Consider the following 21,492-nt stretch of genomic DNA (forward strand, 5'->3'; position numbering starts at 1 on the left):
CGGCGGGCGGCCCCGCGGCCGCCGAGCCCTACCGGGGCTGGAAGCGCTGCGCGCCGTCCAGGCGGATCGTCTCGCCGTTGAGGTAGGGGTTGGTCAGGATGTGGGTGACCAGCGCGCCGTACTCCGACGGGTGGCCAAGCCGCTTCGGGAACGGCACCGCCGCGCCGAACTTCGCCAGCGCCTCCGGCCCGACCGACTCCATGATCGGCGTGCGGATGGTACCCGGGGCGATGCAGACCACCCGGATGCCGAGCGAGCCGAGGTCGCGGGCCGCGGCGAGGGTGAGGCCGACGACGCCGCCCTTGGCCGCCGCGTACGACGACTGGCCGATCTGGCCCTCGAAGGCGGCGATGCTGGCCGTGGTCACGACCGCGCCGCGCTCGCCGTCCTCGCCGGGCTCGGCGCGCGCGATCGCCGCGGCGGTCAGGCGCAGCACGTTGTACGTGCCGGTGAGGTACAGGTCGACGGTCTTGCGGAAGCCGTCCAGCGACGCCGGCGAGCCGTCACGCTGCACGACCTTCTCGGCGACACCGAAGCCGCCGTGCGCCGCCACCGCGTAGCGCAGCGTGCCGAGCTGTCCGGCCGCCTCGATCGTCGCGAGGACCGAGTCGTCATCGAGCACGTTGGTACGCGAATACTTCACCGCGTCGCCGAGCTCGGCGGCGAGCTTCTCGCCGCGCTCGTCGTTGAGGTCGGCGATGATCGCCGACCCGCCCGCGGCGACGATCGCCCGCACCGTGGCCTCACCGAGGCCGCCCGCGCCGCCGGTCACGAGGGCGACGTTGCCTGCCAGTTCCATCCGGTCCCTTTCCCGTCTGTGTCGTTCAGCCAATGGGTCGTCCGGCCAGGCACTGCGCCGGTCAGCCCCGCTGGGACGACAGAATTGTCACCGCGGACACCGCAGTGGGGCCACCGATGTTGTGCGCGAGCGCCGTGCGCGCGCCGTCGACCTGGTTGGCCGCCTCGCCGCGGAGCTGCTCGAACAGCTCCACGCACTGCGCGACGCCGGTGGCGCCCGGCGGGTGCCCCTTCGCCTTCAGACCGCCGCTGGGGTTGACCGGCTTCGCGCCGCCGATGGAGGTCACGCCGTTCTCGATCAGCTTGTACGCGCCGAACTTCTCGGCGAACCCGAGGTCCTCGTAGCTGATCAGCTCGACGCCGGTGAAGCAGTCGTGCACCTCGGCGACGTCGATGTCCTCGGGGCCGATCCCGGCCATCGCGTAGGCGGCCTTCGACGCCTTCACCGTCGGCGGGAACGTCGTCATGTCCTTCTTGTGCTGGTGCATGACCCGGTCGAGGCCGAGCCCGACGCCGCGCACCCAGACGGGACGGTCGGTGTAACGCTCGACGACGTCCTCGGAGACGAGCAGCAGCGCCGCGGCGCCGTCGCTCTGCGGCGTGCAGTCGTACAGGTTGAACGGGGCGACCACGACGGGGGCGTTCAGCGCCTGCTCGACGGTGATCTCATAGCGCAGCTGCGCCTTCGGGTTCGGCAGGGCGTGCTTGTGGTTCTTCACCGCCACCATCGCGAGGTGTTCCTTCGTCGCGGGCGACTCGTGCAGGTAGCGGGCGACGTGCAGGGCGAAGTTCGCCGGAGCGACCAGGCCGAGCGGGTAGTCCCAGGCCATGTCGCGGGTCAGGCCCGCCCACTCCCAGAACGTGCTGCGCGCCGAGGACTCGCGCACCTTGTCCGCGCCGACCACGAGCACGACGTCGAACGCCCCGGACGCCACCGCGTAGGTGGCGTTGCGGACCGCGTCGTTGCCCGTCGCGCAGGCGTTCTCCACCCGGGTGACGGGAATGTCGAGCAGCCCGCAGGTGTCCGCCAGAATGCCCGTCGGGAAACCGTCCGAGGTCGTCAGCTCACCGAACCAGGCCGCCTGGATGTCGTCACGGTTGAGGCCCTTGTCGACGTGCGCGGCCATCTCGGACACCGCCATCGGCAGCAGTTCCTTGATGCCCAGGCCAAAATGCTCGCCGAACGCCGTCATCCCGGCGCCGACCACCGCCACTCGCCTCATCGCACCGCTCCCTCGCCTGCATCCGCGGCTGTGGCCGCATCCGGGTACAGCGCATAGCCGTAGTCCGGAATTCCTGAGCGCACCGCGACCCGGCGCAGCACCAGCCGCCCCCGGTCGCCGATCTGCACCGTTCCGGCCGGGGCGCCGGTCACCTTCACCAGCGCGCGCACGTCCACCCCGTCGAGCTGGACGATCGCCAGGGAGTACGGCGTCGGCAATCCCGGCACGGGAACATGCACGGTGACGACCGTGTACACCTCGCCGGTGCGCGGCAGCGGGGTCAGCGACCAGCCGTCCTCCGAGCCGCAGTTGAGGCACCGCCGCCGCGGCGGCAGCGCCAGCGTGCCGCAGGCGTCGCACGCGCCCGCGTCCCAGCGCAGCTTCGCGTCGAAGGCCCGCTCGTAGGCGGCCAGCGAGATCGCGATGTCCGGCCCGGGGGTCCGGGTCAGCTTCTCCGGCGCCAGCAGCGCCGGCTCATCGCGGCGCACCGCGGGCACCCCGTCGACGCGCAGCGCCGTCGCCGATCCCTGCTCGACGGCGAGGACCAGCCCGCCGCCGCCGACCTCGGCGAGCGCCGCCACCGCGAACAGCGCCGCGCTCGCGCCCGTCGTCGGCAGCGTCGGCGGCACCCCGGCGCACAGCGCGCGGGCCTGCTTGGCGGGCAGCCCCGCCACGACCACCGGCTTGTCGGTCAGGTCGAGCCGCTCGATGGCGACCCCGACGCCGCGCTCGCGCTCCAGCCGGGCGTCGGAGTAGTCGCGGGCGCCGCCGCCGTTCGCGCGGCTGAGCACCGGCAGGCTGCGCACGACCCGGCCGACCAGCTCCACGCCGACCCCGGCCCCGTCGCCGGCGGCCACCAGCGCCGCGGCCGCGCCGACCGGGCCGGACTCGGCCGCGTCGACACCGATGACCAGCGTGCCGGCCTCGGCGCCGCCGAGGGTGTCGAACACCGCCGGCCCGCCGCCGACCTGCTCGACCACGGGCACGTCATCGGGCAGGCCGATGCCGGCGAGCAGCGCCGCGGCGTTGCCGCCGACGAGCAGCGGCAGCTCCCGGGTCACGAAGACCACCCGGCGCACGTCCGGCGCCGTCGCCGAGCCGGCCGTGGTGGCCTGCTCCAGCGCCGCGCGGGCGGCGGCGACGGCCAGGGTCACCGCGTCCTCGTCGGGTCCCAGGACCCGCCCCCGCGCGCTGCCCCAGGGGGGCAGATACGTACCGACAGCGGTCACCGTCGTCATCGCGTTGTCTCCTCTCGCCGCCAGCAGATCAGTGACACACCGATCACAGACACCCCGATCACAGACACCCCGCGATCACGAAATGATGTTCAGGCCGGCCAGGCCCGCCGGGGCGGTGCCCAGCACCACCCGCAGCCCGGCGTCGAGCTCGGCGGCGTCGAGGCGCCCGCCGCGGGCGGCGCTGTAGCCGCGGCGCACGCTCCACGGGTCCACCGGATGCACGGTGTTGCCGTCGATGCGCAGCACCCGCCCGGTCAGCCAGCCGGACCGCTCCGAAGCCAGCCAGGCGACGACCGGGGAGGAGTTCGCCGGATCGAACCGGTCGAACCCGTCGGCGGCGCCGGGCTGGGCGATGCCCGTGCCAGCGGTCATCCGGGTCGCGGCGACGGGCGAGATGCAGTTGGCGGTCACGCCGTAGCGGCTGCCCTCGAGTGCCGTGGTGAGCGTCAGGTTCGCGATGCCGGCCTTGGCGGCGCCGTAGGCGGCCTGCCCGACGTTGCCGGCCAGGCCCGTGCCCGACGTCGTGTTGATGATCCGCCCGGCGACCGGGCGACCCGCCTTGGACTCGGCCCGCCAGTAGTCGCAGGCGTGCTTGGTCAGGGCGAAGGTGCCCTTGAGGTGGACGCCGATGACGGCGTCCCAGTCCTGCTCGGTGAGCGAGGTGATCGTCGCGTCCCGGAGAATGCCGGCATTGTTGACGATGGCGTCGAGCCGACCGAACCGCTCGACCGTGTTGGCCACGAGGGAGCGCACCGCCGCCCAGTCGGTGACGTTGCCGGTGTCGCGCACCGCGACCCCGCCCTTGGCCTCGATCTCGGCGACGACGGCGTCGGCCGGCTCCTCCTGCGAGGACTCCCCGCGCACCCCGACGCCCAGGTCGTTGACCACGACAGTTGCCCCGTGCGCGGCCAGTTCGAGGCTGTGGCTGCGGCCGATTCCCCGACCTCCGCCGGTCACGATGACGACGCGTCCCTCCAGGAGACGCTCACCCTGTTGCGACACCCGTCAGCTCCTCTGCCCGGTCAGTCCGCACGGCGACGCTGGCGACTCTAGGGTCTACTTGACATATTCGTCAAACCTTAGTGTCATGAGGCCATATTCCTTGCTCATGCCGTCCCGGTGTGCCCCTGCAGGCCGGGATTTCCCGCCATACTTGACACCCCAGTCGGAGATCGCCCATGCCGAGCGAGATGGACCAGTTCGTCGCCGAGGTCACCGCGTTCCTCGACGCCCACGCCACCCGCCGTGCCCGGGCGGCCGAGGACGTCGCCTGGGGTGAGGGCGAGGACCGGATCACCTACTTCAGCACCGACCCGCCCGACGTCGAGAACGCCAAGGTCGCCGCGGCCAAGGCGTGGCAGCGCACCCGCTACGACAACGGCTTCGGCTGGATCACCGGGCCGACCGAGTTCGGCGGGCGCGGCCTGACCACCCTGCACGACCTCGTCTACGACGGCCTGGAGGCCGGCTACGACGTGCCCGAGACCGGGGTGCTCTCCCTCATCGGCCTCGGCATGATCGGCCCGACGATCCTCGCCCACGGCACCGACGAGCTCAAGCAGCGCTACCTGCCCAGGCTCTACAGCGGCGAGATCATCGCCTGCCAGCTGTTCAGCGAGCCGGCCGCGGGCAGCGACCTGGCGAGCCTGGAGACGAAGGCCGTGCGCGACGGCGACGGCTGGATCCTCAACGGTCAGAAGGTCTGGACGTCGGTGGCGCACCACGCCGCAATCGGGCTGGCGCTGTGCCGCTCCAACCCCGACAACCCCAAGCACAAGGGCATCACGGCGTTCGTCGTCGACATGACCGCCCCCGGGGTGGACGTGCGCCCGCTGCGCCAGATGAGCGGCGGCAGCGAGTTCAACGAGGTCTTCCTCACCGACGTCCACGTCGGCGACGACCACCGCCTCGGCCCCGTCGACGGCGGCTGGGGCGTCGCCCTGACCACCCTGATGAACGAGCGGGCCAGCGTCGGCGGCGAGGGCGCGGGCCCGGTCGGCCGCGCGGTCGCCCTGCCCTTCCTCACCGAGCTGCTGCGCGCCAACGGCCGCCTCGACGACGGCGCCGCCCGCCGGCGCCTCGCCGAGCTGCACGCCGACACGCTCGCCACCGAGTACCTCAACCACCAGATGGTCCGCAAGTTCCGCGCGGGCGAGCAGCCCGGCCCCGAGGCGTCGGTGTCCAAGCTGATGTACGCCCAGAACCTCACCCGGGGCGCCCACTTCGCCGCCGAGATCATCGGTCCCCGCCTGATCGCGGACACCGGCGCGTGGGGCACCTACTCGTGGACGGAGCTGCTGCTGTCCACCCCGGCGCTGCGGATCCTCGGCGGCACCGAGGAGATCATGAAGAACATCCTGGCGGAGCGGGTGCTCGGCCTGCCCAAGGAGCCCGGCATCGACACCAGGTCCCCCTTCCGGGAGCTCCGCCGTTCGGCCGGCGCCACGGAATCGAGGTCCGCATGAGCACCGAGAACACCACCAGCACCGAGCTGGACGAGCTGCGCTCGGCGGTACGCGACTTCATGACCGCCAAAGCCGACGAGCGCGCCGTGCGCGCCGCGATCGACTCCGAGCGCGGCTACGACGACAAGGTCTGGGCGCAGATGGCCGAGCAGCTCGGCCTGCAGTCGCTCGCCCTGCCCACCGAGCACGGCGGCGACGGCTACGGCCTGGTCGAGCTCACCGTGGTGCTGGAGGAGATGGGCCGGGCGCTGCTGCCCTCGCCGTTCCTGTCCTCGGTGGTGCTCGCCGGCACCGCGCTGGTCGCCGCGGGCGGCGACGAGGCCGCGCGGATCCTGCCCGGCATCGCCGCCGGCACCACCACCGCCACCCTCGCCCCGCCGAACGTCGACGGCGGCTGGTCACTCGGCGGCCGCGGCACCGGCGACGCCCTGGCCGTCACCGCGAGCGCCGGCACGGATGACGTCACCCTCGAGGGCACCGCGCCGCTCGTTCTCGACGGCGCCGGCGCCGACGTGCTCCTCGTCGTCGCGGGCGGACCGGCCGGCCCCGGCCTGTACGCCGTCGACGCCGACGCGGCCGGGCTCACCCGCACCCCGCTGCCCGTGCTCGACCTGACCCGCCGCATCGCCACGGTGACCTTCGCGGCCACCCCCGCCCGCCTGGTCGGCGCGGCCGGCGGCGCGGCGGCGATCCTCGACCGGGTCCTCGACGTGGCGACGACGGCGCTGGCCGCCGAGCAGGTCGGCGCCGCCCGCGCCTGCCTGGAGGCGTCCACCACCTACGCCAAGGACCGCGTCCAGTTCGGTCGGCAGATCGGCAGCTTCCAGGCCGTCAAGCACAAGGCCGCGGACATGCTCACCCGCGTCCAGGTCGCCGACGCCGCGGCCCGCGAGGCCGCCCGCGCCGTCGACGGGCTCGCCGACGCGCCCGAGGCCGGCGTCGCCGCCGCCGTCGCGCACGCGGTGTGCTCCGAGGCGTTCCTCGCGGTGGCCACCGAGAACATCCAGGTCCACGGCGGCATCGGCTTCACCTGGGAGCACGCCGCCCACCTGTACTACCGGCGGGCGAAGGCCTCCCAGCTGCTGTTCGGCGGCCCGGCGGTCTACTACGAGCGACTGCTGGCCAAGGCCGGGGTGTGAGCGCCGGCCCGGACACCGCGGGCACCGTGCGCACCGCGGCGGGGCTGCGCTTCACCGGCCTCGCCGCCACCGTCGGCGACGGGGCGCGCGCCACCGTCGAGCGGGTGCCCGACGCCGAGGCCCTCGTCGACCTCGCCACCGGCCGGCGGCTGACCTACCGCGAGCTGTGGGACGCCGCCAGCCGGGTCGCCGGCGGCCTCGTCGTCGCCGGCGTCGCCCCGGGCGACCGGGTGGCCGTGCGGCTGCCCAACGGCGCCGCGTGGTGCGCGGCGGTGCTCGGCGCGATCCTCGCCGGCGCCGTGCCCGTCCCGGTCAACACCCGGCTGACCCCAGCCGAGGTCGAGCACATCGTCACCGACTCCGCCGCCACGCTCGTCGTCGACGACCCGACCGCGCTGCCCGACGGCCCGGCCACCGTCCGCCTCGCCGACGACCCGGAGGCGCTGGCCGCGCTGTTCTACACCTCCGGCACCACCGGCGTGCCCAAGGGCGCGATGCTGTCGCACCGGGCGCTGCTGTCCGCGGCCGAGCAGTGCCGTCGCGCCCTGCACCTCGGCCCGACCGAGGCGACGCGGACGCTGATCGCCGCGCCGCTGTTCCACGTCCTCGCCTTCGGCATGCAGTGGCTGCCCGCCCTGCTCGCCGGCGGCACGGTCGTCATCGCCACCCACTTCGAGACCGGCGCCTGGCTGCGGGCGATCCGCGACGAACGCATCGACGTGCTCAACGGCGTGCCGGCGATGTACTGGCAGGCGCTGCGCCACCCCGACTTCCCTCGCACCGACGTCTCCCACGTCCGGCTGGTCAGCTACGGCGCCGCGCCGACACCGCCGAGCCAGGTCGCGGAGCTGCTCGCCGCCTTCCCCGCGGCCCGGTTCGGCCCCGGCTACGGGCTGACCGAGGCCGCCTGCGTCAGCGGCCTGGACCACGACGACGTCCTCGCCCACGCCGACACGGTCGGCAGCGCGGTCGCCGCCACCGAGCTGCGTCTCGACGGCCCCGAGGCCGCCGCCGGCGTCGGCCAGCTCCTCGTGCGCGGCCCGCAGCTCATGAGCGGCTACTGGCGCCGCCCCGAGGCCACCGCCGAGGCTCTCGTCGACGGCTGGCTGCGCACCGGCGACCTCGCCCGCATCGACGACGCTGGGCGCATCCACCTGCTCGACCGCATCAAGGACATGATCAACCGCGGCGGGGAGAACGTCTACAGCATCGAGGTCGAACGGGTCCTGGCGGCGTTCCCCGGCGTCGGCGAGGTCGCCGTCGTCGGCGTGCCCGACCCACGCCTCGGCCAGCGGGTCGCCGCGGCGATCGTCCCCCGCCCCGGCCCCACCGTCGACGTCGACGCCCTGCTCACCCACGCCGCCGGCCGCCTCGCCGACTTCAAGATCCCCCAGTACGTGGCGATCCTGACCGAGCCCCTGCCCCGCAACGCCGCCGGCAAGGTCGACAAGGCCCGCCTGCGCACCGACACCCCCTGGGGCCCCCGCCGCTGAGCTGCGGACGAACCACCTCCTGGTCAGCCCATCGACACGAGCCGGGCCCCGCCGTCGGTCTCGATGACCGTGCCGGTGAGGTTCGGATTGGTGGCGGCGACGACGGTGACCTCGGCGATGTCGTCCGCGGTCGCGATCCGCTGCGCGGGTAGCGCCCGAGCGGCCTGCGCGAAGTAGGACCGCCGCACGTCGTCGGGCAGGCCACTCCACCACGGGGTGTCGACCAGGCCAGGGGAAACGCCGTTGACCCGGATCGGAGCGAGTTCGACGGCGAGCGGCCTGATCAGGGCTTCGACAGCACCGTTGAGGGCCGCGATGCCGGCGGTTCCCGGCATCCCAGCATGTGCGCTGATCGCGCCGAGCAGGGTGATGGAGCCGGTCGGCGCCAGGTGCGGCAGGGCCGCCTGGATGGTGGTGAGGTGGGCCCAGAACTTCGCGTCGAAGGCCCGGCGAAGCAGGTCGAGGTCCAGGTCGGCGATGGGTCCCAGGCCATCGCTGCCACCGAGAGTGATGATCAGCCAGTCGATGCGGCCGACGGCGGCGAGAACGGCGGCGATCTCGTCGCGGTGGCCGCCGTCCGCCCGGTGACCGATCAGCCCAGGGTCGGTGGCCGCGACGCCGTCGAGTCGCCGCTTGTCGCGGCCGACGACGTGGACCGTCGCACCGAGGGCACGCAGCCGCCGGGCGGTAGCCAGCCCGATGCCGGACGTTCCGCCGACGACCAGTGCAGTGTGCTCACTCATGCACTCTCCTAATTCGAACCGTGACGTCTCGTCTCGCAATCACGCTAGCATGGCGACCGTGACCGACCAACCCACGCCGGCCCGGCCCGGACGCAGGCGCAGCCAGGAGAGCCGGCTCGCCATCCTCACGGCGGCGATCGAGCTCGCGGGTGAGGTGGGATACGCCGGTCTGACGATCGAGGGCATTGCCGCCCGCTCCGGCGCGGGCAAACAGACGATCTACCGCTGGTGGCCGTCCAAGGCTGACGTGCTGCTCGACGCCCTGGCCACCAAGGCCGACCTGCACGTGCCCATCCCCGACGAGGGCAGTTATGCCGCCGACCTGCGTGCCTTCCTCGCAGCTACCTTCCGGTTGGGCCGCGACCGGCGGGTGGTCGACGCGCTGCGCGCCCTGATGGCCCATGCCCAGCTCGACGAGGAGTTCCAGCAGCGGTTCCGCTCCGCGTTCCTGCAGCGCCGCCGCGACGCGCTCGGCATCATTCTCGACCGCGCCCGGACCCGCGGCGATCTCCCACCAATCCCGTCCCCCGGCACCGCCGCCGACCTCGTCTTCGGCGTCATCTGGTACCGGATGCTCGCCACCAGCCAACCCGTCGACGAGAACCTGATCGACGAGCTCGTGTTCACCCTCGCCGAGCCGCGCTGAGCACAGGCACCGCCGACCACTCCGGCGATCATGGTGTTCTGCGGAACCGGACTCCGGTGCCCGACCGGCCTGGTCTGCGGTACTACCGAGCCGCCCAGCGGCGGCGACGGTCAGTGGACGGCATTGGGCTGGCTGTCGGTGTGGGCGCGCACGACCGGGGCGACGGCCTCGGCGAAGCGGTGGATCGAGTCGGCGACCTGCTCGCGGGGCAGGCCGCCCCAGTCGATCTGGCCGTAGAAGCGGTCCAGGCCGAGGGTCTGGTGAGCGTCGAGGATCTTCTCGATGAGCTGGGCCGGTGTACCGATCATGATGGCGTTGCCGCGGCGCATCCCGTCGGCGAACGCCTCCGCGGAGACGACGAAGCCGCGCCCGCCGGGGGTCTTGGGGCGCAGGTACTCGTAGTAGTACGGGTGGACGTCGCGGGCGTCCTGCTCGGAGGCCGCCGCGTAGAAGTGCGTGGAGATGCCGACCTTCAGCCGCTCGGGATGGCCCGCCTGCTCGCCGGCCGCGCGGTAGATGTCCACGGCGCGCCGGGCGTGGCTGAGCGGGCCGCCGATGTAGCCGAGCACCATCGGCAGGCCGAGCCGGCCGGCCCGCTCGGCGCTCGTGGGTGATCCGCCGACCCCGACCCACACCGGCAGCGAGCCGGGCTCGGCCCGGGGCGTGATCGGCGCGTCGGCCAGCGGGGGGCGGAAGCGGCCGCGCCACGTCACCCGTTCCTGCTCGCGCAGGGTCAGCAGCAGGCGGAGCTTCTCGTCGAACAGCGCGTCGGCGTCGGCGAGGTGCTCGCCGAACATCTCGAACGGCTCGGCGTACGCGCTGCGCCCGGCGATGATCTCGGCCCGACCGTGGCTGAGCAGGTCGAGGGTGGCGAAGTCCTGGTAGAGCCGCACCGGGTCGAGGATCGGCAGCACCGTCACCGCGCTGGTGAGCCGGATTCGGCTGGTCCGGGCGGCGACGGCGGCGAGCACGACCGCCGGCGAGGAGACGGCGAAGTCGAGGGTGTGGTGCTCCCCCAGGGCGAACAGGTCGAGCCCGACCCGCTCGGCGAGCGTCGCGTGACCCACGATCTCGTCCAGCCGCTCGCCGTGACCGACCCGCTGCCCGGTACCGAGCCGGATCTGCGTGTCACTGAGCGAAAGCACCCCGAGTTCGAGCATGTGCGCAGCCTACGGGATAACCGGATAAGGCGCTCCAGATGGTGCGGTACGGTCGGAGCCGTGACGGATGACGGCCAGCGGATCCGCATCGATGCGCGGCGCAACCGCGACCGGATCGTCGAGGCCGCTCGGGAGTTGTTCACCCGCCACGGGCTGTCGGTGTCGACCAACGAGGTCGCCCGGCACGCCGGCGTCGGCATCGCCACCGTGCTGCGCCGCTTCCCCACCCGCGACGACCTCGTCGGCGCCGTGTTCCTGCCCAAGATGGCCGGCTACCGCCACGCCATGTCCGCCGCCCTGGCCGAGCCCGACCCCTGGCACGGGTTCAGCCAGTTCCTCGAGACCGTCTGCGGCATGCAGGTCGCCGACCTCGGCTTCACCGAGGTCCTGATCCGGACCTTCCCCACCGCGCGGGCGCTGGAGTCGCAGCGCGACGAGGTCGCCGCCGACTTCGGCCGGCTCATCGCCAGGGCCCAGTCCGCCGGCCGGCTGCGACCCGACTTCGCCCACCAGGACCTCGTCGTGATCCTCATGGCCAACGCCGGCGTCGTCGCCGCCAGCGGCCCCGCCGCCGAGGCCGCCTCCCGACGCCTGGTCGGCCACCTGCTGCGCTCCTTCGCCGTCGCCTCCCATGGCCACAGCCTCCCCGCACTGCCCTCACCGCCGAGCCGCACCGCCATGTACCTCGCGATGCTGCGCCTGCGGCCGGCGCCACCGAAGCCGGCCACCCGCCGCTGACCGGTCAGGCCGGCGCGGGCAGGCGCAGTTCGCGGCCGGGCCAGCGGGAGCGCAACCAGCGGTCGTGGGAGGCGACGACGATCGCGCCGGGGCCGGGGCCCAGGGCGTCCTGCAGCTCGTCGGCGAGGCGCGGCGAGAGGTGGTTGGTGGGCTCGTCGAGCAGCAGCAGGTCGGGCGGGTCCGCGACGAGCAGCGCCAGGGCGAGGCGGCGGCGCTGGCCGACGGACAGCTCCCCCACCGGCCGGCCCAGTTCCCGCGGGGCGAGCAGGCCGAGCTCGGCCAGCGGTACGGTCTCGGCCCGGCGCTGCCCCACCACGCGCGCGTAGGTGTCGGCAGCGGTGCGCTCCGGTCGGTCGAACACGCTGTCCTGGGCCAGCAGGCCGACCCGCAGGTTGCCGCGGCGGCGCACCTCGCCGCCGGCCGCGAGGTGCCCGGCCAGTACGGCGAGCAGCGTCGACTTGCCCGCACCGTTCGGACCGGTGACGAGCAGCCGGTCGGCCGCGGTCAGGTCGAGCCGGTCCAGCGCGAGGCGGCCGGGCACGCGGACGTCGCGCAGCGCCAGCAGCGTCCCGTCCGGCGAGGCGCTCGCCAACGCCGGCGCGGCGAAGCGCAGCGGCGGCGGGGGCCGGCGGACCTGGGCGCGTTCGAGCTCGCCGAGGCGGCGCGCGGCGTTGCGTACCCGCCGGGAGATCTGCTGCTCCACCCGGTTCGTCAGCAGGCCGAAGCTCATCTTGTTGTTGTCGCGTGGCCCGCGGTTCGCCGCGATGGTGCGCGAGGTGGTCGCGACCGCGTGGCGCAGCGCGGCGAGTTCGGACTGCTCGTCGGCGAAGCGCCGCTCCCAGCGGTCCCGCTCGGCCTGCTTCGCCGCCTGGTAGGCGGTGTAGCCGCCGCCGTAGCGGGTCGGGCCGTCGACGGCCGGGTCGAGGTCGATCAGGTCGGTGCAGACGGCGTCGAGGAACGCCCGGTCGTGGCTGGCCGCGACGACGACGCCGGGCAGGGCGCGTACCTGGTCCTCCAGGAAGGCCGCGGCGTCGTCGTCGAGATGGTTCGTCGGCTCGTCGAGCAGCAGTGCGGCGGGCCGGCGCACCAGCAGCGCGGCGAGAGCGAGGCGGGCCCGCTGTCCGCCGGACAGCGTCGCCAGCGCCCGACTCTGATCGATCCCGCCAAGCCCGAGACCGGCCAGGGTGATCTCGGCGCGCCGGTCGGCGTCCCAGGCCGCATGGTCCTGCGCCCGGTCGAGCCGCAGTCCGTACGCGGCGAGCAGCGCCGGATGGTCGGGGCCCTCCGGCGGGGTCGCGGCGAGCGCGGTCGTGAGCCGGTCAAGCTCGGCGAGGTCCTCGCGGGCCTCGCGCAGCGCCTCGTCGAGCACGTCGGCGATCGTCGCGGCCGGATCGAACGGCATCTCCTGATGGAGGAAGCCGACGTCCGCCGGCCGCGTGACGGCGCCGCCGTCGGGTTCGTCGACGCCGGCGAGCAGCCGCAGCAGGGTGCTCTTGCCGACCCCGTTCTCACCGATCAGCCCGACGCGATGCCCCGGCGCCGCCGTGAGCGACACCCCGTCGAGAACACGGCGCCCACCCAGCGAGCGGACGAGGTCGGATGCGGAAAGTGCGGGCTGAGCCACGCGAACACCACCGAGAGGATCGCATCTCTCGCCCGCCGGGACGCTGCCTCGGCCGCGGGCGCGGGTGGTGTCAGAGCTCCATGATGCGTCCATGCTAACCCTGGCCCGGTTCCGCGCAACCGGCTGCGTCGGGTTCTGTCCCGACTCAGGGGTTGAGGAGGGCGTGGATCGAGTCGATGAGGCCGAGTCGGCCGCCGTCGGGGGTGTGGATGGCGGTGGGGGTGATGTGGCGGGTGGCGTGGGCGAGTTTGCTGGCGGGTTCGGGGCCGGGCAGGATCGGTGGGGCGGCGGTGAGGACCCGGCCGTCGGGAGTGCGGGCGGTGACGGTGCCGTCGGCGGCACGGTCGAGGCGGATGTCGTCGTCGTGGACGGCCCGATGATGGGCCGAGCAGATCAGCAGCAGCCGGCTCACGCTCTAATTAAGGCACTGCCGTTTTAGAATAGTTCTATGACGGTAACTGATCCTTTCGTCACGGTGGTGGGTGTTCCGGGGCCGGTGCGTCCGGTGGGCTATGTGCGTATCTCGTTGGATCGGGAGGGCGCGGGTCTGGGGGTTGCCCGTCAGACTGCGGACTTGAACGATTTGGCGGATCGGCTGGGGATGCCGCGTCCGGAGGTGGTGACGGACAACGATGTGTCGGCGTATTCGAAGAAGCGGCGTCCGGGGTATGAGGAGGTGCTGGCCGGGATCGAGTCGGGCCGGTGGAACGTGTTGCTGGTCTGGCATGTGGACCGGTTGACGCGTAGCCCGAAGGAACTCGAAGAGATCGTGGATTTGGCGAACGGGACCGGGTTGCGTATCGAGACGGTCAAGGGCGGCCGTGTTGACCTGTCGACGGGTGAGGGCCGGTTGCATGCTCGGATCCTGGGCGGGTTGGCGCGGTATGAGTCGGAGCACCGGTCGGACCGGGTCCGGCGGAAGATGTTGCAGAACGCCGAGGCGGGTTTGCCGCATGGGGGCATGCGGCGTCCGTTCGGTTATGAGGCTGACGGGATGACGGTCCGCCCGGCGGAAGCGGAGGTGATCCGCTGGGCGGCCGGTGGGGTGATCGCGGGCCGTCCGCTGCGCGCGCTGGTGGCTGAGTTGAACGATGCGGGCGTGGCGACGTCGCAGGGAGCGCGCTGGTCGTCGTCGACACTGCGGGGCATCCTGGTCCATGGGCGGGTTGCCGGGTTCCGGGTGCATCAGGGTCGGATCCTGGGTCCGGCGGCGTGGCCGGCGATCGTGGACGTGGCGCGGTGGGAGTTGTGCCGGGCGGTGCTGACGGACCCGGCGCGGCGGAGTTCTCCGGGGAACAAGCCGAACCGGTTGCTGTCGGGGATCGCGGTCTGCGGCCGGTGTGCGGGGGCGATGCGGTCCGGGGGGAACCGTGCCGGGGCGCGGATGTACCGGTGCGCATCGCAGAATCATCTCCGGCGCCGCGGGGATCTCGTCGACGATGTGGTAACCCGGTTCGTGGTCGGCTGGCTGGCCCGGGACGGGGTGACGTTCGACGTTCCTGACGTCGCGGTTCCCACCCATGATCTGCGGGCGCGCGCCGATGAGGTCCGGCTGCGTATCAGTCAGGTCGAAGACGCCCTGGTCGGCGATCCCACCGATGATCTGAAAGATGTTTCCGTGGAGGGATTGAAGCGGAACCTGACCCGGCTGCGCGGGAAGCTCGAAGACCTGGAACGGGACGAGAAGTTGACGGTTCTGCCGTCGGCGTTGCACGGGGTGACGGCGAAGAACTTTCCCGGGCTGCCGTTGGATCGGCGGCGCAGCATCGTCGACTACCTGTGCAAGGTCACGGTCCTGCCCACCAGCAAGGGCGGGCACGCGGGCGAAGAGTCCATCGACGTGATTCCGCATCCGGACCGTTTCCCGGCTGCGGCGGCGGCATAGCGTCGCCCATGACATCCCCGCGGGCAATGGACCGTGCGGGATTGGCAAGGAATAGGCGGCCCGGGACGGTGTTACGAGCACCGGTCCCGGGCCTTGATCCCCATCCTGAGCGAACAGGAGAGGAACCCGTGAGCATGATGCCAGAGGTGCGGATCGGTGGGGGTGGCCGGTCAACGGTGGGTGTGGATCTTCAGGCGCATCCCGGGGAACGGGCGGATGTGTATCTTCCTGCGGGGGGTCCGAGGTTCTCGGTGCTGCGGCCGACGTTGATCCTTCCGGCGGGGGTGCGGGTGAGTGTGGCGTCGGACATGCCGTATGACGTGGCGGCGCGGTGGTGGGACTCGGTGACGGTGTCGGCGACGATGGCAAGCCAGTGGTATGCCTCGCACGTCAACGGCTGGCCGGGTGGGAAGCAGCAGAACAGGTAGACGCCAACGGCGCTTCGGGCGGCCGGTAACCCTGTAGGGGTTACCGGCCGTCGTCGTGTCCGGGCCCGGTGGCGGCGTCGTGGGTGCTCCGACAGGGGCGGGCTCGTCGTCTGGCCGTGCCGGGTCGTCGGGGGCGGCGATCCTCGTCGGAAGCGGTGCGCCCGTGGGGCTCGGGCGGCCGGAAGCGTCTGGGGGCACCGGAAACCCGCTGCCCGTCCACCCTGAATCGTCACTTACGTTTCACTACACGCGATACGCAACGATGTGACGAAACGTTAAGGAATGGGTGTTCCGGTGAGGTCACGCGGCCGGCGCTCGGATCGATGCCGTCTGACCAGGAAGAATAGCCGTCCGCGGGGACGTCGGGGGGCGCGGGGTGTCCGGTGCCTCGGCGGGGTTCGCGGTGCCGGTCGGGTCGGGGGGCGCGGGGTGTCCGGTGCCTCGGCGGGGTTCGCGGTGCCGGTCGGGTCGGGGGGCGGCCAGCGCAGACGAAGAACAGCGGGTGTTGTCGGCCCCTCCGTTTTTTCGTCCTTTCCTGACAGCGCCTTGCCTTAGCGGAGTGGTGGGCGGGTCAAGGGTCATCCGAAGGATGATCGCTTGCGACGCGTAGCGCCCTTGACGTGTCCGCCAGTCCGTTAAACGATCCGGCGCCGGCGGGAAAGGGGGAAACCGACTGCCGGTGACCGGCGTTCCCGGTGGGGCTGGTGCCGTTGTCCGCCAGGCTGAAAGGTCTGGTCCTGGGCGTGGCTTGCGGGGCTGGTGCTGCGGTTGTCGTGGGGTGGGCTGTGACGCTCCGACGCGTCGACACTCCGACACTCCCGTGGGGCCGACGCTCCGGCGGGGTGCCGACCGGAGGGAGGCGGGGCCCCGTCGGAGTGCGGCGAGTCCCGCGGGCGTGGCGGGTGTGGCGGCGTGGCGTGTGCGGCGCGGCCCACCCGGCGGCCCGAAGGGCCGCCCTTGAAACCATAAAGAAAGTTCGCGATAGCTACTTTCGGCGATCCTTCGATTGCGGATCGTCTATCTTTGTGGGCGTCAGGTGATCAGGCGGCTGGTGTATCCGGCGGCGACGAGGTCGCGGTAGGCGTCCCGGACCTCGTCGGGGACTGGTTGGGGGATGGCGTAGCCGCGTTCGGCGTAGAGCCAGATGCGTTGGGTGTCGCCGACGAGCATGGACACGACCCGGTCGGTATCGCCGATGCTGGCGAGGTAGTCGTCGAGGCTCAGGGGTTGGGATGCGCACTGCACGTCGACGTCGGGCCACAGTTTGCGGCAGGTGGCGTAGGCGCGGCGCTGCTGGTAGGGCCGTGAGATCAGGGTGACGGACCTGGGTGTGAGGCCGTGGGCGGTGAGCAGTTCGCGGGTGCGGGTGATGTTCTCGCCGGTGTTGCGGGCGGTCGGTTCGACGAGGATGGCGGCGTCGGGGACGTCGAGGGTGAGTGCGTGTTCGCGGTAGTGCACGGCTTCGCCGCGGGGGAACGTGGCGATGGTCGTGGGTGCGTTCGCGCCGGTGAACACGATCCGGGGGAACATGCCGCGGTGGTAGAGGGCGGCGGTGCAGGTGGCGACGCTGAGATCATGGCTGCCCAGACCTATTCCGACGTCGGTGGGGCGTGGGTCGTGGTGCAGGTCGTGGTAGTTCCAGAGCACGTCGACTGGGATGCGTAGCGCGGACGGTAGTCGGGCGGCGGTCACGGGCGGTCTGCGGAGTTGGGGATCTGGAACCGGTAGGACCAGGCGAACCGTGATGCCGGGTGCACGCCGATGGCGTATTCGACGGGCGTGTCCTCGGCGGTGAAGGTCGTCCGATGCAGCTCGACGACAGGTTCGCCGGGTGGGAGCTGCAAGGTTGCCACTTCCTCGGGGGTCGGCATCCGTGCCTGTAGCTCTTCGTTGATCCAGGCGGGTTCGAGGCCCTGGTCGGTCAGGACTCGGAATCCGCCGCCGGGGCCGGCGGGGCCGGCGCTGTCGTCGGTCAGGCGGGTGCCTTCGACGTGTTCGGGTCGGTAGTAGCTGGTCAGTGTGTGCGTGGGCTGGTCGTGTTCGCGGATCAGGCGGGCGCGTTCGTAGACGTCGGTGCCCTGGTCCACGGCGAGTGCGGTGGCGACGTCGGGTGCGGCGGGAATCCGGCGGACCGTCTGCGTCTGGTCGCCGGGTTCCCAGGTCCGGCCGGAGGCGACCCGGTCGGCGGCGAACGCGACCAGGTCGGCGCCGCGCCATTTCGCCTTGTCGTAGCGGTCGATCCCGAGCCGGCGCAAGGGTGGCCGGGATCGGACGTAGACCCCGGCTCCTGCGCGGCCGCTGACCAGACCTTCTTCCTTGAGGCGGGTGACGGCGAGCCGTGCGGTCTCCGACGCAACGCCGTAGTGCCTGGCGAGTTCGGCGGTCGAGGGAAGCGCGGTTCCCGGGGCGAGGCGTCCGGAGGCGATCTGCTCGCGGAGATCGGCCCAGATCAGGTCAGAAGCCCCACGCTTACTGCTCATCGGTTGAGTGTAGATGCTTCCTAGGAAGGTCTTGACCTACCTAGGAAGGTGGGGGACGCTTGGTGCCTACCTAGGAAGGTTGGTTCCCCTGGTGCTGCCGCCGCTGGGCGGAAGGTGGCCGACTCCTGTCGTCGTCTCCTCGGAAGGGGGCTGGTTGTGGCCGGGTGCGGAACAAGGGCCGGGGGTGAAGCGGTGGCCGGGTTCGGGGGGTCGGGTGACGGCGTGCCGGTGGGGTCGGTTGTGCGGTGGGGGTTGGCGACGTTCGGTGCGGGGCGGCGGTTGGAGGGGCTGATCGGTCCGTTTGATTCGCCGGCGGCGGCGCAGCGTCATGCGCGGGAGCGGTGTTACGGGGACTGGCTGGTGGCGCCGATGTTGTGCGTGACCGACGTGGAGGGGGTGCCGGCGCTGTGAGCCTGCTCGAGGGCGACGGCCCGGACGATGTCCGCTACCGGTGGTTGCCGGAGGTGGTGTTACCCGACGTCGATGGGCTGCTGGTCTGCGCGGAACCGGCGTGGGACGGGCAGGCCCGGCGGCCAAGGATAGAAGCGGATTTCTGGACGGTGGCGGCGGGGGTGCTGGTGGAGGCCGCGTTCGGTGCGGCCGGGCGGCCGGGGGTGATGGCGGTGGTCGTGCACCGTGGCAGTCGGGATCTGGTCGCGTCGCGGTTGGCGATGGTGGTGGGCCTGCGCCTCGCGGTGCGCTCGGCCCGGCGGGGGCTGGTGCTGTGCGGCGGGTCGTTGGACGGGTTGGATGCGACGTTTCAGGGGCGGCGGCTGGTGGCGCATGAGGTGCTGGTGTGGGACTCGGGGGATGTGTGGGTGTCCCGGCGGGTGTGGGAGGTCATGGCGGCGGACCGCTACGAGCAGTGGAAGAGCCGCCGGCAGGTCCTCGGTCTGGAGCGGCGGTCGTGACCGCGTCCGGCGGCCAGCCCGGTGGCGGGCCGGTGGGTGTGCCGTCGTTGGTGAGGCGGTTGGGGCTGGTGCTGTCGGCGCGGATCGCCGGGGAGCTACCCGACGCCGACCGGGACATGGTGGAGGCGGTGGTCGGTCGGGTGTTGGAGCTGCTGGCCCGGTCGGCGGCGGTGAACCGGTCGCATCCGCTCGCGGACGCGACGTTGTATCTGATGGCGCATGCGTTGGAAAACCAGGATCTGCACCGGTTGTTGGCCGATATCCGGCTGCAGCTTCCGGGGCTGACCGTCGATACCGCGACGTTCCGCAGTGAAGTGGAGTTCCTCCGTCGGATGGGTGAACGCGGGAGACCTTCGCAGGAGTGATCGCGGCAGTGTGAGCCGGTGACGGGTGAGGGGTCACGCCTCCCTGTCACCAGGGAGAGGGCCCCGTGCGTCTCGTCCACGCGGCGGGGCCCTCTCCCCCCTCGTGACCGGCACGCCGGCCGGTCACGGAAGTCGGCCCCGGACCGGTAGGCGCCCCCTCGCCACCGGTCCGGGGCCGCACTCGTGCCCAGACGAACGCCTGTTTCTCGAGCACGGTGGGGTGACGGCGGGACGGGCGGGGTGCGCCCGGGGGTTCTCCGGGTCGGCTCCGGGTCTGCTCCGCGGGCACTCCGGGCCGTCCACTCCGGGTCGGCTCCGGGCTGACGCGGCGTGGACTCCGCGTCTACGCCGGAGAAATTCCGTGGAATAACCGAATCTGCACCGTTCCACACCGGTATGCGCGGCGGCAGGGTAGGTGGAGCGGGAACCATTCCGGTTTCCGCTTTTCCCCTTCCTGACCCCCGGGGGTATTCCTGTGCGCTGCCGCATTCTTCGCCGATCATGTGAACGGGCCCGGGGGGTGCCGGCCGTCGATCCCACCCCACCCGATGGGAACATGCGTTCGATCTCGGTCGTTGGGAGAGGTGCGGATGGGGCGTTGATCGTCCTGCCGCGGTTCGTGTGTGCTGTGACGCCAGGTGGACGGGCTACCTCATGGGGCCGCGGTGACGGTCCGGGTCGGGCTCGGGGCGCGTCGGTGACTGCCGTCCTGTTCCCGTCGACCCCTGCGCCCGTCGGTCTCGTGCCGTCGGTCGGTGGGGTCCGCCTGGAAGCGGTGTTCCCCTGATGCAAGCGCGACGTGACGGCATGACCGGCCCTGGCGGTGAGCCGAGGCTCGGCGGGGAGAGGTTCCTGCCGTTCGACGATGAACCGGACGGCGGCCCGGCCGACCCGGATGGCGCCGTGCCGGATGCGGCGCCGACGAGGGTGCAGCCGGAAGGATCGCCGGTGCCCGCGGACGGGCGGGCGGGCGGGCAGCCTCCCGCGGAAAGATCATCGATTGCGGATCATGTGGCGCGACTGCTGGCGCGTGCGCCGCGTCTGACGGATCAACAGAAGATGGATCTTCGGCGGTTGCTGGGGCCTCCACCCCGATGGGGAACATGATCGAATGGTGGTGCCTCAACCGAAGTGTGAGGCGGTCGATGTCGGTATCACCGCCCCAACCCCACTCGGTGAGGTGGTGGATCTGCAGGAAGCGGGTGTGCCCGCAGCCGGGGTACTGGCAGCGGCCGTGGTCGCGGGCGTAGACGGCGTCACGCAGCCTCTGGCCGGGGTGACGCTGCCGCCGGCCCAGGTACAGCGGATTGCCGTCGGGGTCGGTGACCAGGCCGCGCAGGAACCCGTCACAGCCCAGGCGTGCCACGACCTGCCGGGACAGCCCGATCCCCCCGTCGATCTGCGCCCACGCCCCGATCCCGATCCGCGCCCTGCCCACCGGCCCTGTGGTGCTGTCCTCGCCGCCGCTGGCCGTGTCTCTGCTGTCGGTCGTGTCGGGGCTGTCGGTCGTGTCGGGGCTGTCGGTCGTGTCGGTCGTGTCGGGCAGGGTCGTGGTCAGGTGGACGGTCAGGGTGTGTTCGGGGGCCATCAGCCCGGGGGCCTGCCGGTCGAGGAACCCGTCGGCCAACGCGACCAGCGCCTCGGCGTCCCGCTGACGATCCCGCGCCCGGACCACGCTCTCCCCGTCTCCGGGCACCGCACCGGCGCCGGCATCACCGGCCTGGGCAGCACCGGCGGTGTCGAGGGGGCTGGTGGTGTCCAGGCTCGCCCGGGCCGCGTCCAACGCCGCGAGCAGCCGAGCACCGTCGTCCGGAGAAAGAACCGCGCTCACCCGGAGCATGCCGTCGTCGTCGTACTGCCACGCCAGCCGCGGCGCCGACCGGCGGGTCCGCTCCTGCCCGCGGGCCTGCCGGGCACACCGGACCAGCCGCTCGATCTGCCCGGCGGTGCAGTACCGGGCATGGGTCAACCACACCCGCTCGGATTCCTCCTCCGCGATNCGCGTCACCGCCCGGACCTTCGCATACGACAGGGTGCCCGCGGCGAACGCGGCGCGGATCGCGGGCAGACGCTCCAACGCATGCCCGGTCGCCACATGCTCCCGCGCGGTCCGCAGGCCGATCCCGCACCGCCACGACAGCCAGTGCGCGCACGAG

Annotated in this window: 21 protein-coding genes and 1 pseudogene; 10 read left to right on the plus strand and 12 right to left on the minus strand. The window is 72.4% G+C overall.

Going from position 1 to position 21,492, the window contains the following annotated elements:
• Positions 1-28: 28 nt before the first annotated feature.
• From FF36_RS23345 to FF36_RS23360, 4 genes are all read right to left on the minus strand, one after another.
• Positions 29-799, minus strand: coding sequence for an SDR family NAD(P)-dependent oxidoreductase (locus tag FF36_RS23345; RefSeq protein ID WP_044887292.1), 771 nt, complete (start codon positions 797-799; stop codon positions 29-31).
• Positions 800-860: 61 nt separating this feature from the next.
• Positions 861-2,021 (minus strand): thiolase C-terminal domain-containing protein, encoded by a 1,161-nt coding sequence (locus FF36_RS23350; protein ID WP_044887293.1) that lies wholly within the window; start codon positions 2,019-2,021, stop codon positions 861-863.
• Positions 2,018-3,259 (minus strand): Zn-ribbon domain-containing OB-fold protein, encoded by a 1,242-nt coding sequence (locus FF36_RS23355; protein ID WP_044887294.1) that lies wholly within the window; start codon positions 3,257-3,259, stop codon positions 2,018-2,020. Before FF36_RS23355 ends, FF36_RS23350 begins: the two co-directional genes overlap by 4 nt.
• A gap of 75 nt (positions 3,260-3,334) precedes the next feature.
• Positions 3,335-4,261: an SDR family NAD(P)-dependent oxidoreductase gene (locus FF36_RS23360; protein ID WP_173667304.1), complete on the minus strand. Its 927-nt coding sequence runs from the start codon at positions 4,259-4,261 to the stop codon at positions 3,335-3,337.
• A 176-nt stretch (positions 4,262-4,437) separates the two neighbouring features.
• On the opposite strand from FF36_RS23360, the gene FF36_RS23365 reads away from it, so the two are divergent.
• Genes FF36_RS23365 through FF36_RS23375 form a run of 3 tightly spaced genes read left to right on the plus strand, consistent with a single transcriptional unit; the run spans position 4,438 to position 8,356 of the window.
• Complete coding sequence (locus tag FF36_RS23365; RefSeq protein WP_044887295.1) at positions 4,438-5,724, plus strand: acyl-CoA dehydrogenase family protein; 1,287 nt, start codon at positions 4,438-4,440, stop codon at positions 5,722-5,724.
• Positions 5,721-6,863 carry an acyl-CoA dehydrogenase family protein gene (locus tag FF36_RS23370; RefSeq protein ID WP_044887296.1) on the plus strand — a complete coding sequence of 381 codons (1,143 nt, stop codon included), beginning with the start codon at positions 5,721-5,723 and terminating at the stop codon, positions 6,861-6,863. Before FF36_RS23365 ends, FF36_RS23370 begins: the two co-directional genes overlap by 4 nt.
• Positions 6,860-8,356, plus strand: coding sequence for a class I adenylate-forming enzyme family protein (locus FF36_RS23375; RefSeq protein ID WP_044887297.1), 1,497 nt, complete (start codon positions 6,860-6,862; stop codon positions 8,354-8,356). Before FF36_RS23370 ends, FF36_RS23375 begins: the two co-directional genes overlap by 4 nt.
• Before the next feature lie 23 nt (positions 8,357-8,379).
• Here the strand turns inward: FF36_RS23375 and FF36_RS23380 are convergent, their stop codons facing one another.
• The gene (locus FF36_RS23380) at positions 8,380-9,099 is read right to left on the minus strand and encodes an SDR family oxidoreductase (RefSeq protein ID WP_044887298.1); all 720 of its coding nucleotides are present in this window, start codon (positions 9,097-9,099) and stop codon (positions 8,380-8,382) included.
• 49 nt (positions 9,100-9,148) lie between these two features.
• On the opposite strand from FF36_RS23380, the gene FF36_RS23385 reads away from it, so the two are divergent.
• Positions 9,149-9,745 (plus strand): TetR/AcrR family transcriptional regulator, encoded by a 597-nt coding sequence (locus tag FF36_RS23385; RefSeq protein ID WP_199865478.1) that lies wholly within the window; start codon positions 9,149-9,151, stop codon positions 9,743-9,745.
• A gap of 110 nt (positions 9,746-9,855) precedes the next feature.
• Here the strand turns inward: FF36_RS23385 and FF36_RS23390 are convergent, their stop codons facing one another.
• The gene (locus tag FF36_RS23390) at positions 9,856-10,905 is read right to left on the minus strand and encodes an LLM class flavin-dependent oxidoreductase (RefSeq protein WP_044887299.1); all 1,050 of its coding nucleotides are present in this window, start codon (positions 10,903-10,905) and stop codon (positions 9,856-9,858) included.
• A 60-nt stretch (positions 10,906-10,965) separates the two neighbouring features.
• On the opposite strand from FF36_RS23390, the gene FF36_RS23395 reads away from it, so the two are divergent.
• Positions 10,966-11,643, plus strand: coding sequence for a TetR/AcrR family transcriptional regulator (locus FF36_RS23395; protein ID WP_044887300.1), 678 nt, complete (start codon positions 10,966-10,968; stop codon positions 11,641-11,643).
• Positions 11,644-11,647: 4 nt separating this feature from the next.
• On the opposite strand, the gene FF36_RS23400 is transcribed toward FF36_RS23395, so the two are convergent.
• Both FF36_RS23400 and FF36_RS23405 read right to left on the minus strand, forming a co-directional pair.
• On the minus strand, positions 11,648-13,267 hold the full coding sequence (locus FF36_RS23400) for an ABC-F family ATP-binding cassette domain-containing protein (RefSeq protein ID WP_044887301.1): 1,620 nt from the start codon (positions 13,265-13,267) through the stop codon (positions 11,648-11,650).
• A gap of 145 nt (positions 13,268-13,412) precedes the next feature.
• A complete protein-coding gene (locus tag FF36_RS23405) occupies positions 13,413-13,679 on the minus strand; it encodes a hypothetical protein (RefSeq protein ID WP_044887302.1) in 267 nt (88 codons plus the stop codon).
• Between the two features lie 84 nt (positions 13,680-13,763).
• Between FF36_RS23405 and FF36_RS23410 the strand changes: the two genes are divergently transcribed.
• Positions 13,764-15,152, plus strand: coding sequence for a recombinase family protein (locus tag FF36_RS23410; RefSeq protein WP_242422775.1), 1,389 nt, complete (start codon positions 13,764-13,766; stop codon positions 15,150-15,152).
• Between the two features lie 134 nt (positions 15,153-15,286).
• Positions 15,287-15,580 carry a hypothetical protein gene (locus FF36_RS23415; RefSeq protein WP_044887320.1) on the plus strand — a complete coding sequence of 98 codons (294 nt, stop codon included), beginning with the start codon at positions 15,287-15,289 and terminating at the stop codon, positions 15,578-15,580.
• 1,032 nt (positions 15,581-16,612) lie between these two features.
• On the opposite strand, the gene FF36_RS23420 is transcribed toward FF36_RS23415, so the two are convergent.
• Positions 16,613-17,272 carry a YdcF family protein gene (locus FF36_RS23420; protein WP_044887303.1) on the minus strand — a complete coding sequence of 220 codons (660 nt, stop codon included), beginning with the start codon at positions 17,270-17,272 and terminating at the stop codon, positions 16,613-16,615.
• Entirely contained in the window at positions 17,269-18,060 is a 792-nt protein-coding gene (locus FF36_RS23425; RefSeq protein ID WP_044887304.1) for a GntR family transcriptional regulator, read from the minus strand. The genes FF36_RS23420 and FF36_RS23425 overlap by 4 nt, the downstream gene beginning before the upstream one ends.
• Positions 18,061-18,252: 192 nt before the next feature.
• On the opposite strand from FF36_RS23425, the gene FF36_RS23430 reads away from it, so the two are divergent.
• From FF36_RS23430 to FF36_RS23440, 3 genes are all read left to right on the plus strand, one after another.
• Positions 18,253-18,471, plus strand: a complete 219-nt coding sequence (locus FF36_RS23430; protein WP_044887305.1) for a hypothetical protein — start codon at positions 18,253-18,255, stop codon at positions 18,469-18,471.
• The gene (locus tag FF36_RS23435) at positions 18,468-18,971 is read left to right on the plus strand and encodes a hypothetical protein (RefSeq protein ID WP_044887306.1); all 504 of its coding nucleotides are present in this window, start codon (positions 18,468-18,470) and stop codon (positions 18,969-18,971) included. Before FF36_RS23430 ends, FF36_RS23435 begins: the two co-directional genes overlap by 4 nt.
• Before the next feature lie 68 nt (positions 18,972-19,039).
• On the plus strand, positions 19,040-19,336 hold the full coding sequence (locus tag FF36_RS23440; protein ID WP_242422779.1) for a hypothetical protein: 297 nt from the start codon (positions 19,040-19,042) through the stop codon (positions 19,334-19,336).
• Positions 19,337-19,988: 652 nt separating this feature from the next.
• On the opposite strand, the gene FF36_RS38835 is transcribed toward FF36_RS23440, so the two are convergent.
• Both FF36_RS38835 and FF36_RS38840 read right to left on the minus strand, forming a co-directional pair.
• The coding region (locus tag FF36_RS38835) for an HNH endonuclease (protein WP_242422776.1) at positions 19,989-21,335 on the minus strand (1,347 nt) is incomplete at its 5' end.
• Position 21,336: 1 nt separating this feature from the next.
• A pseudogene (locus tag FF36_RS38840) lies at positions 21,337-21,492 on the minus strand (HNH endonuclease); the annotation flags it as partial.

Source organism: Frankia torreyi, assembly GCF_000948395.1.
Taxonomy (GTDB): Bacteria; Actinomycetota; Actinomycetes; order Frankiales; family Frankiaceae; genus Frankia; species Frankia torreyi.

Coding starts and splice junctions, on each gene's coding strand:
- FF36_RS23380 (WP_044887298.1), bottom strand. CDS start 9,099: ATGAGTGAGCACACTGCACTGGTCGTCGGCGGAACGTCCGGCATCGGG.
- FF36_RS23345 (WP_044887292.1), bottom strand. CDS start 799: ATGGAACTGGCAGGCAACGTCGCCCTCGTGACCGGCGGCGCGGGCGGC.
- FF36_RS23355 (WP_044887294.1), bottom strand. CDS start 3,259: ATGACGACGGTGACCGCTGTCGGTACGTATCTGCCCCCCTGGGGCAGC.
- FF36_RS23350 (WP_044887293.1), bottom strand. CDS start 2,021: ATGAGGCGAGTGGCGGTGGTCGGCGCCGGGATGACGGCGTTCGGCGAG.
- FF36_RS23425 (WP_044887304.1), bottom strand. CDS start 18,060: ATGAGCAGTAAGCGTGGGGCTTCTGACCTGATCTGGGCCGATCTCCGC.
- FF36_RS23385 (WP_199865478.1), top strand. CDS start 9,149: ATGGCGACCGTGACCGACCAACCCACGCCGGCCCGGCCCGGACGCAGG.
- FF36_RS23390 (WP_044887299.1), bottom strand. CDS start 10,905: ATGCTCGAACTCGGGGTGCTTTCGCTCAGTGACACGCAGATCCGGCTC.
- FF36_RS23370 (WP_044887296.1), top strand. CDS start 5,721: ATGAGCACCGAGAACACCACCAGCACCGAGCTGGACGAGCTGCGCTCG.
- FF36_RS23365 (WP_044887295.1), top strand. CDS start 4,438: ATGCCGAGCGAGATGGACCAGTTCGTCGCCGAGGTCACCGCGTTCCTC.
- FF36_RS23415 (WP_044887320.1), top strand. CDS start 15,287: ATGATGCCAGAGGTGCGGATCGGTGGGGGTGGCCGGTCAACGGTGGGT.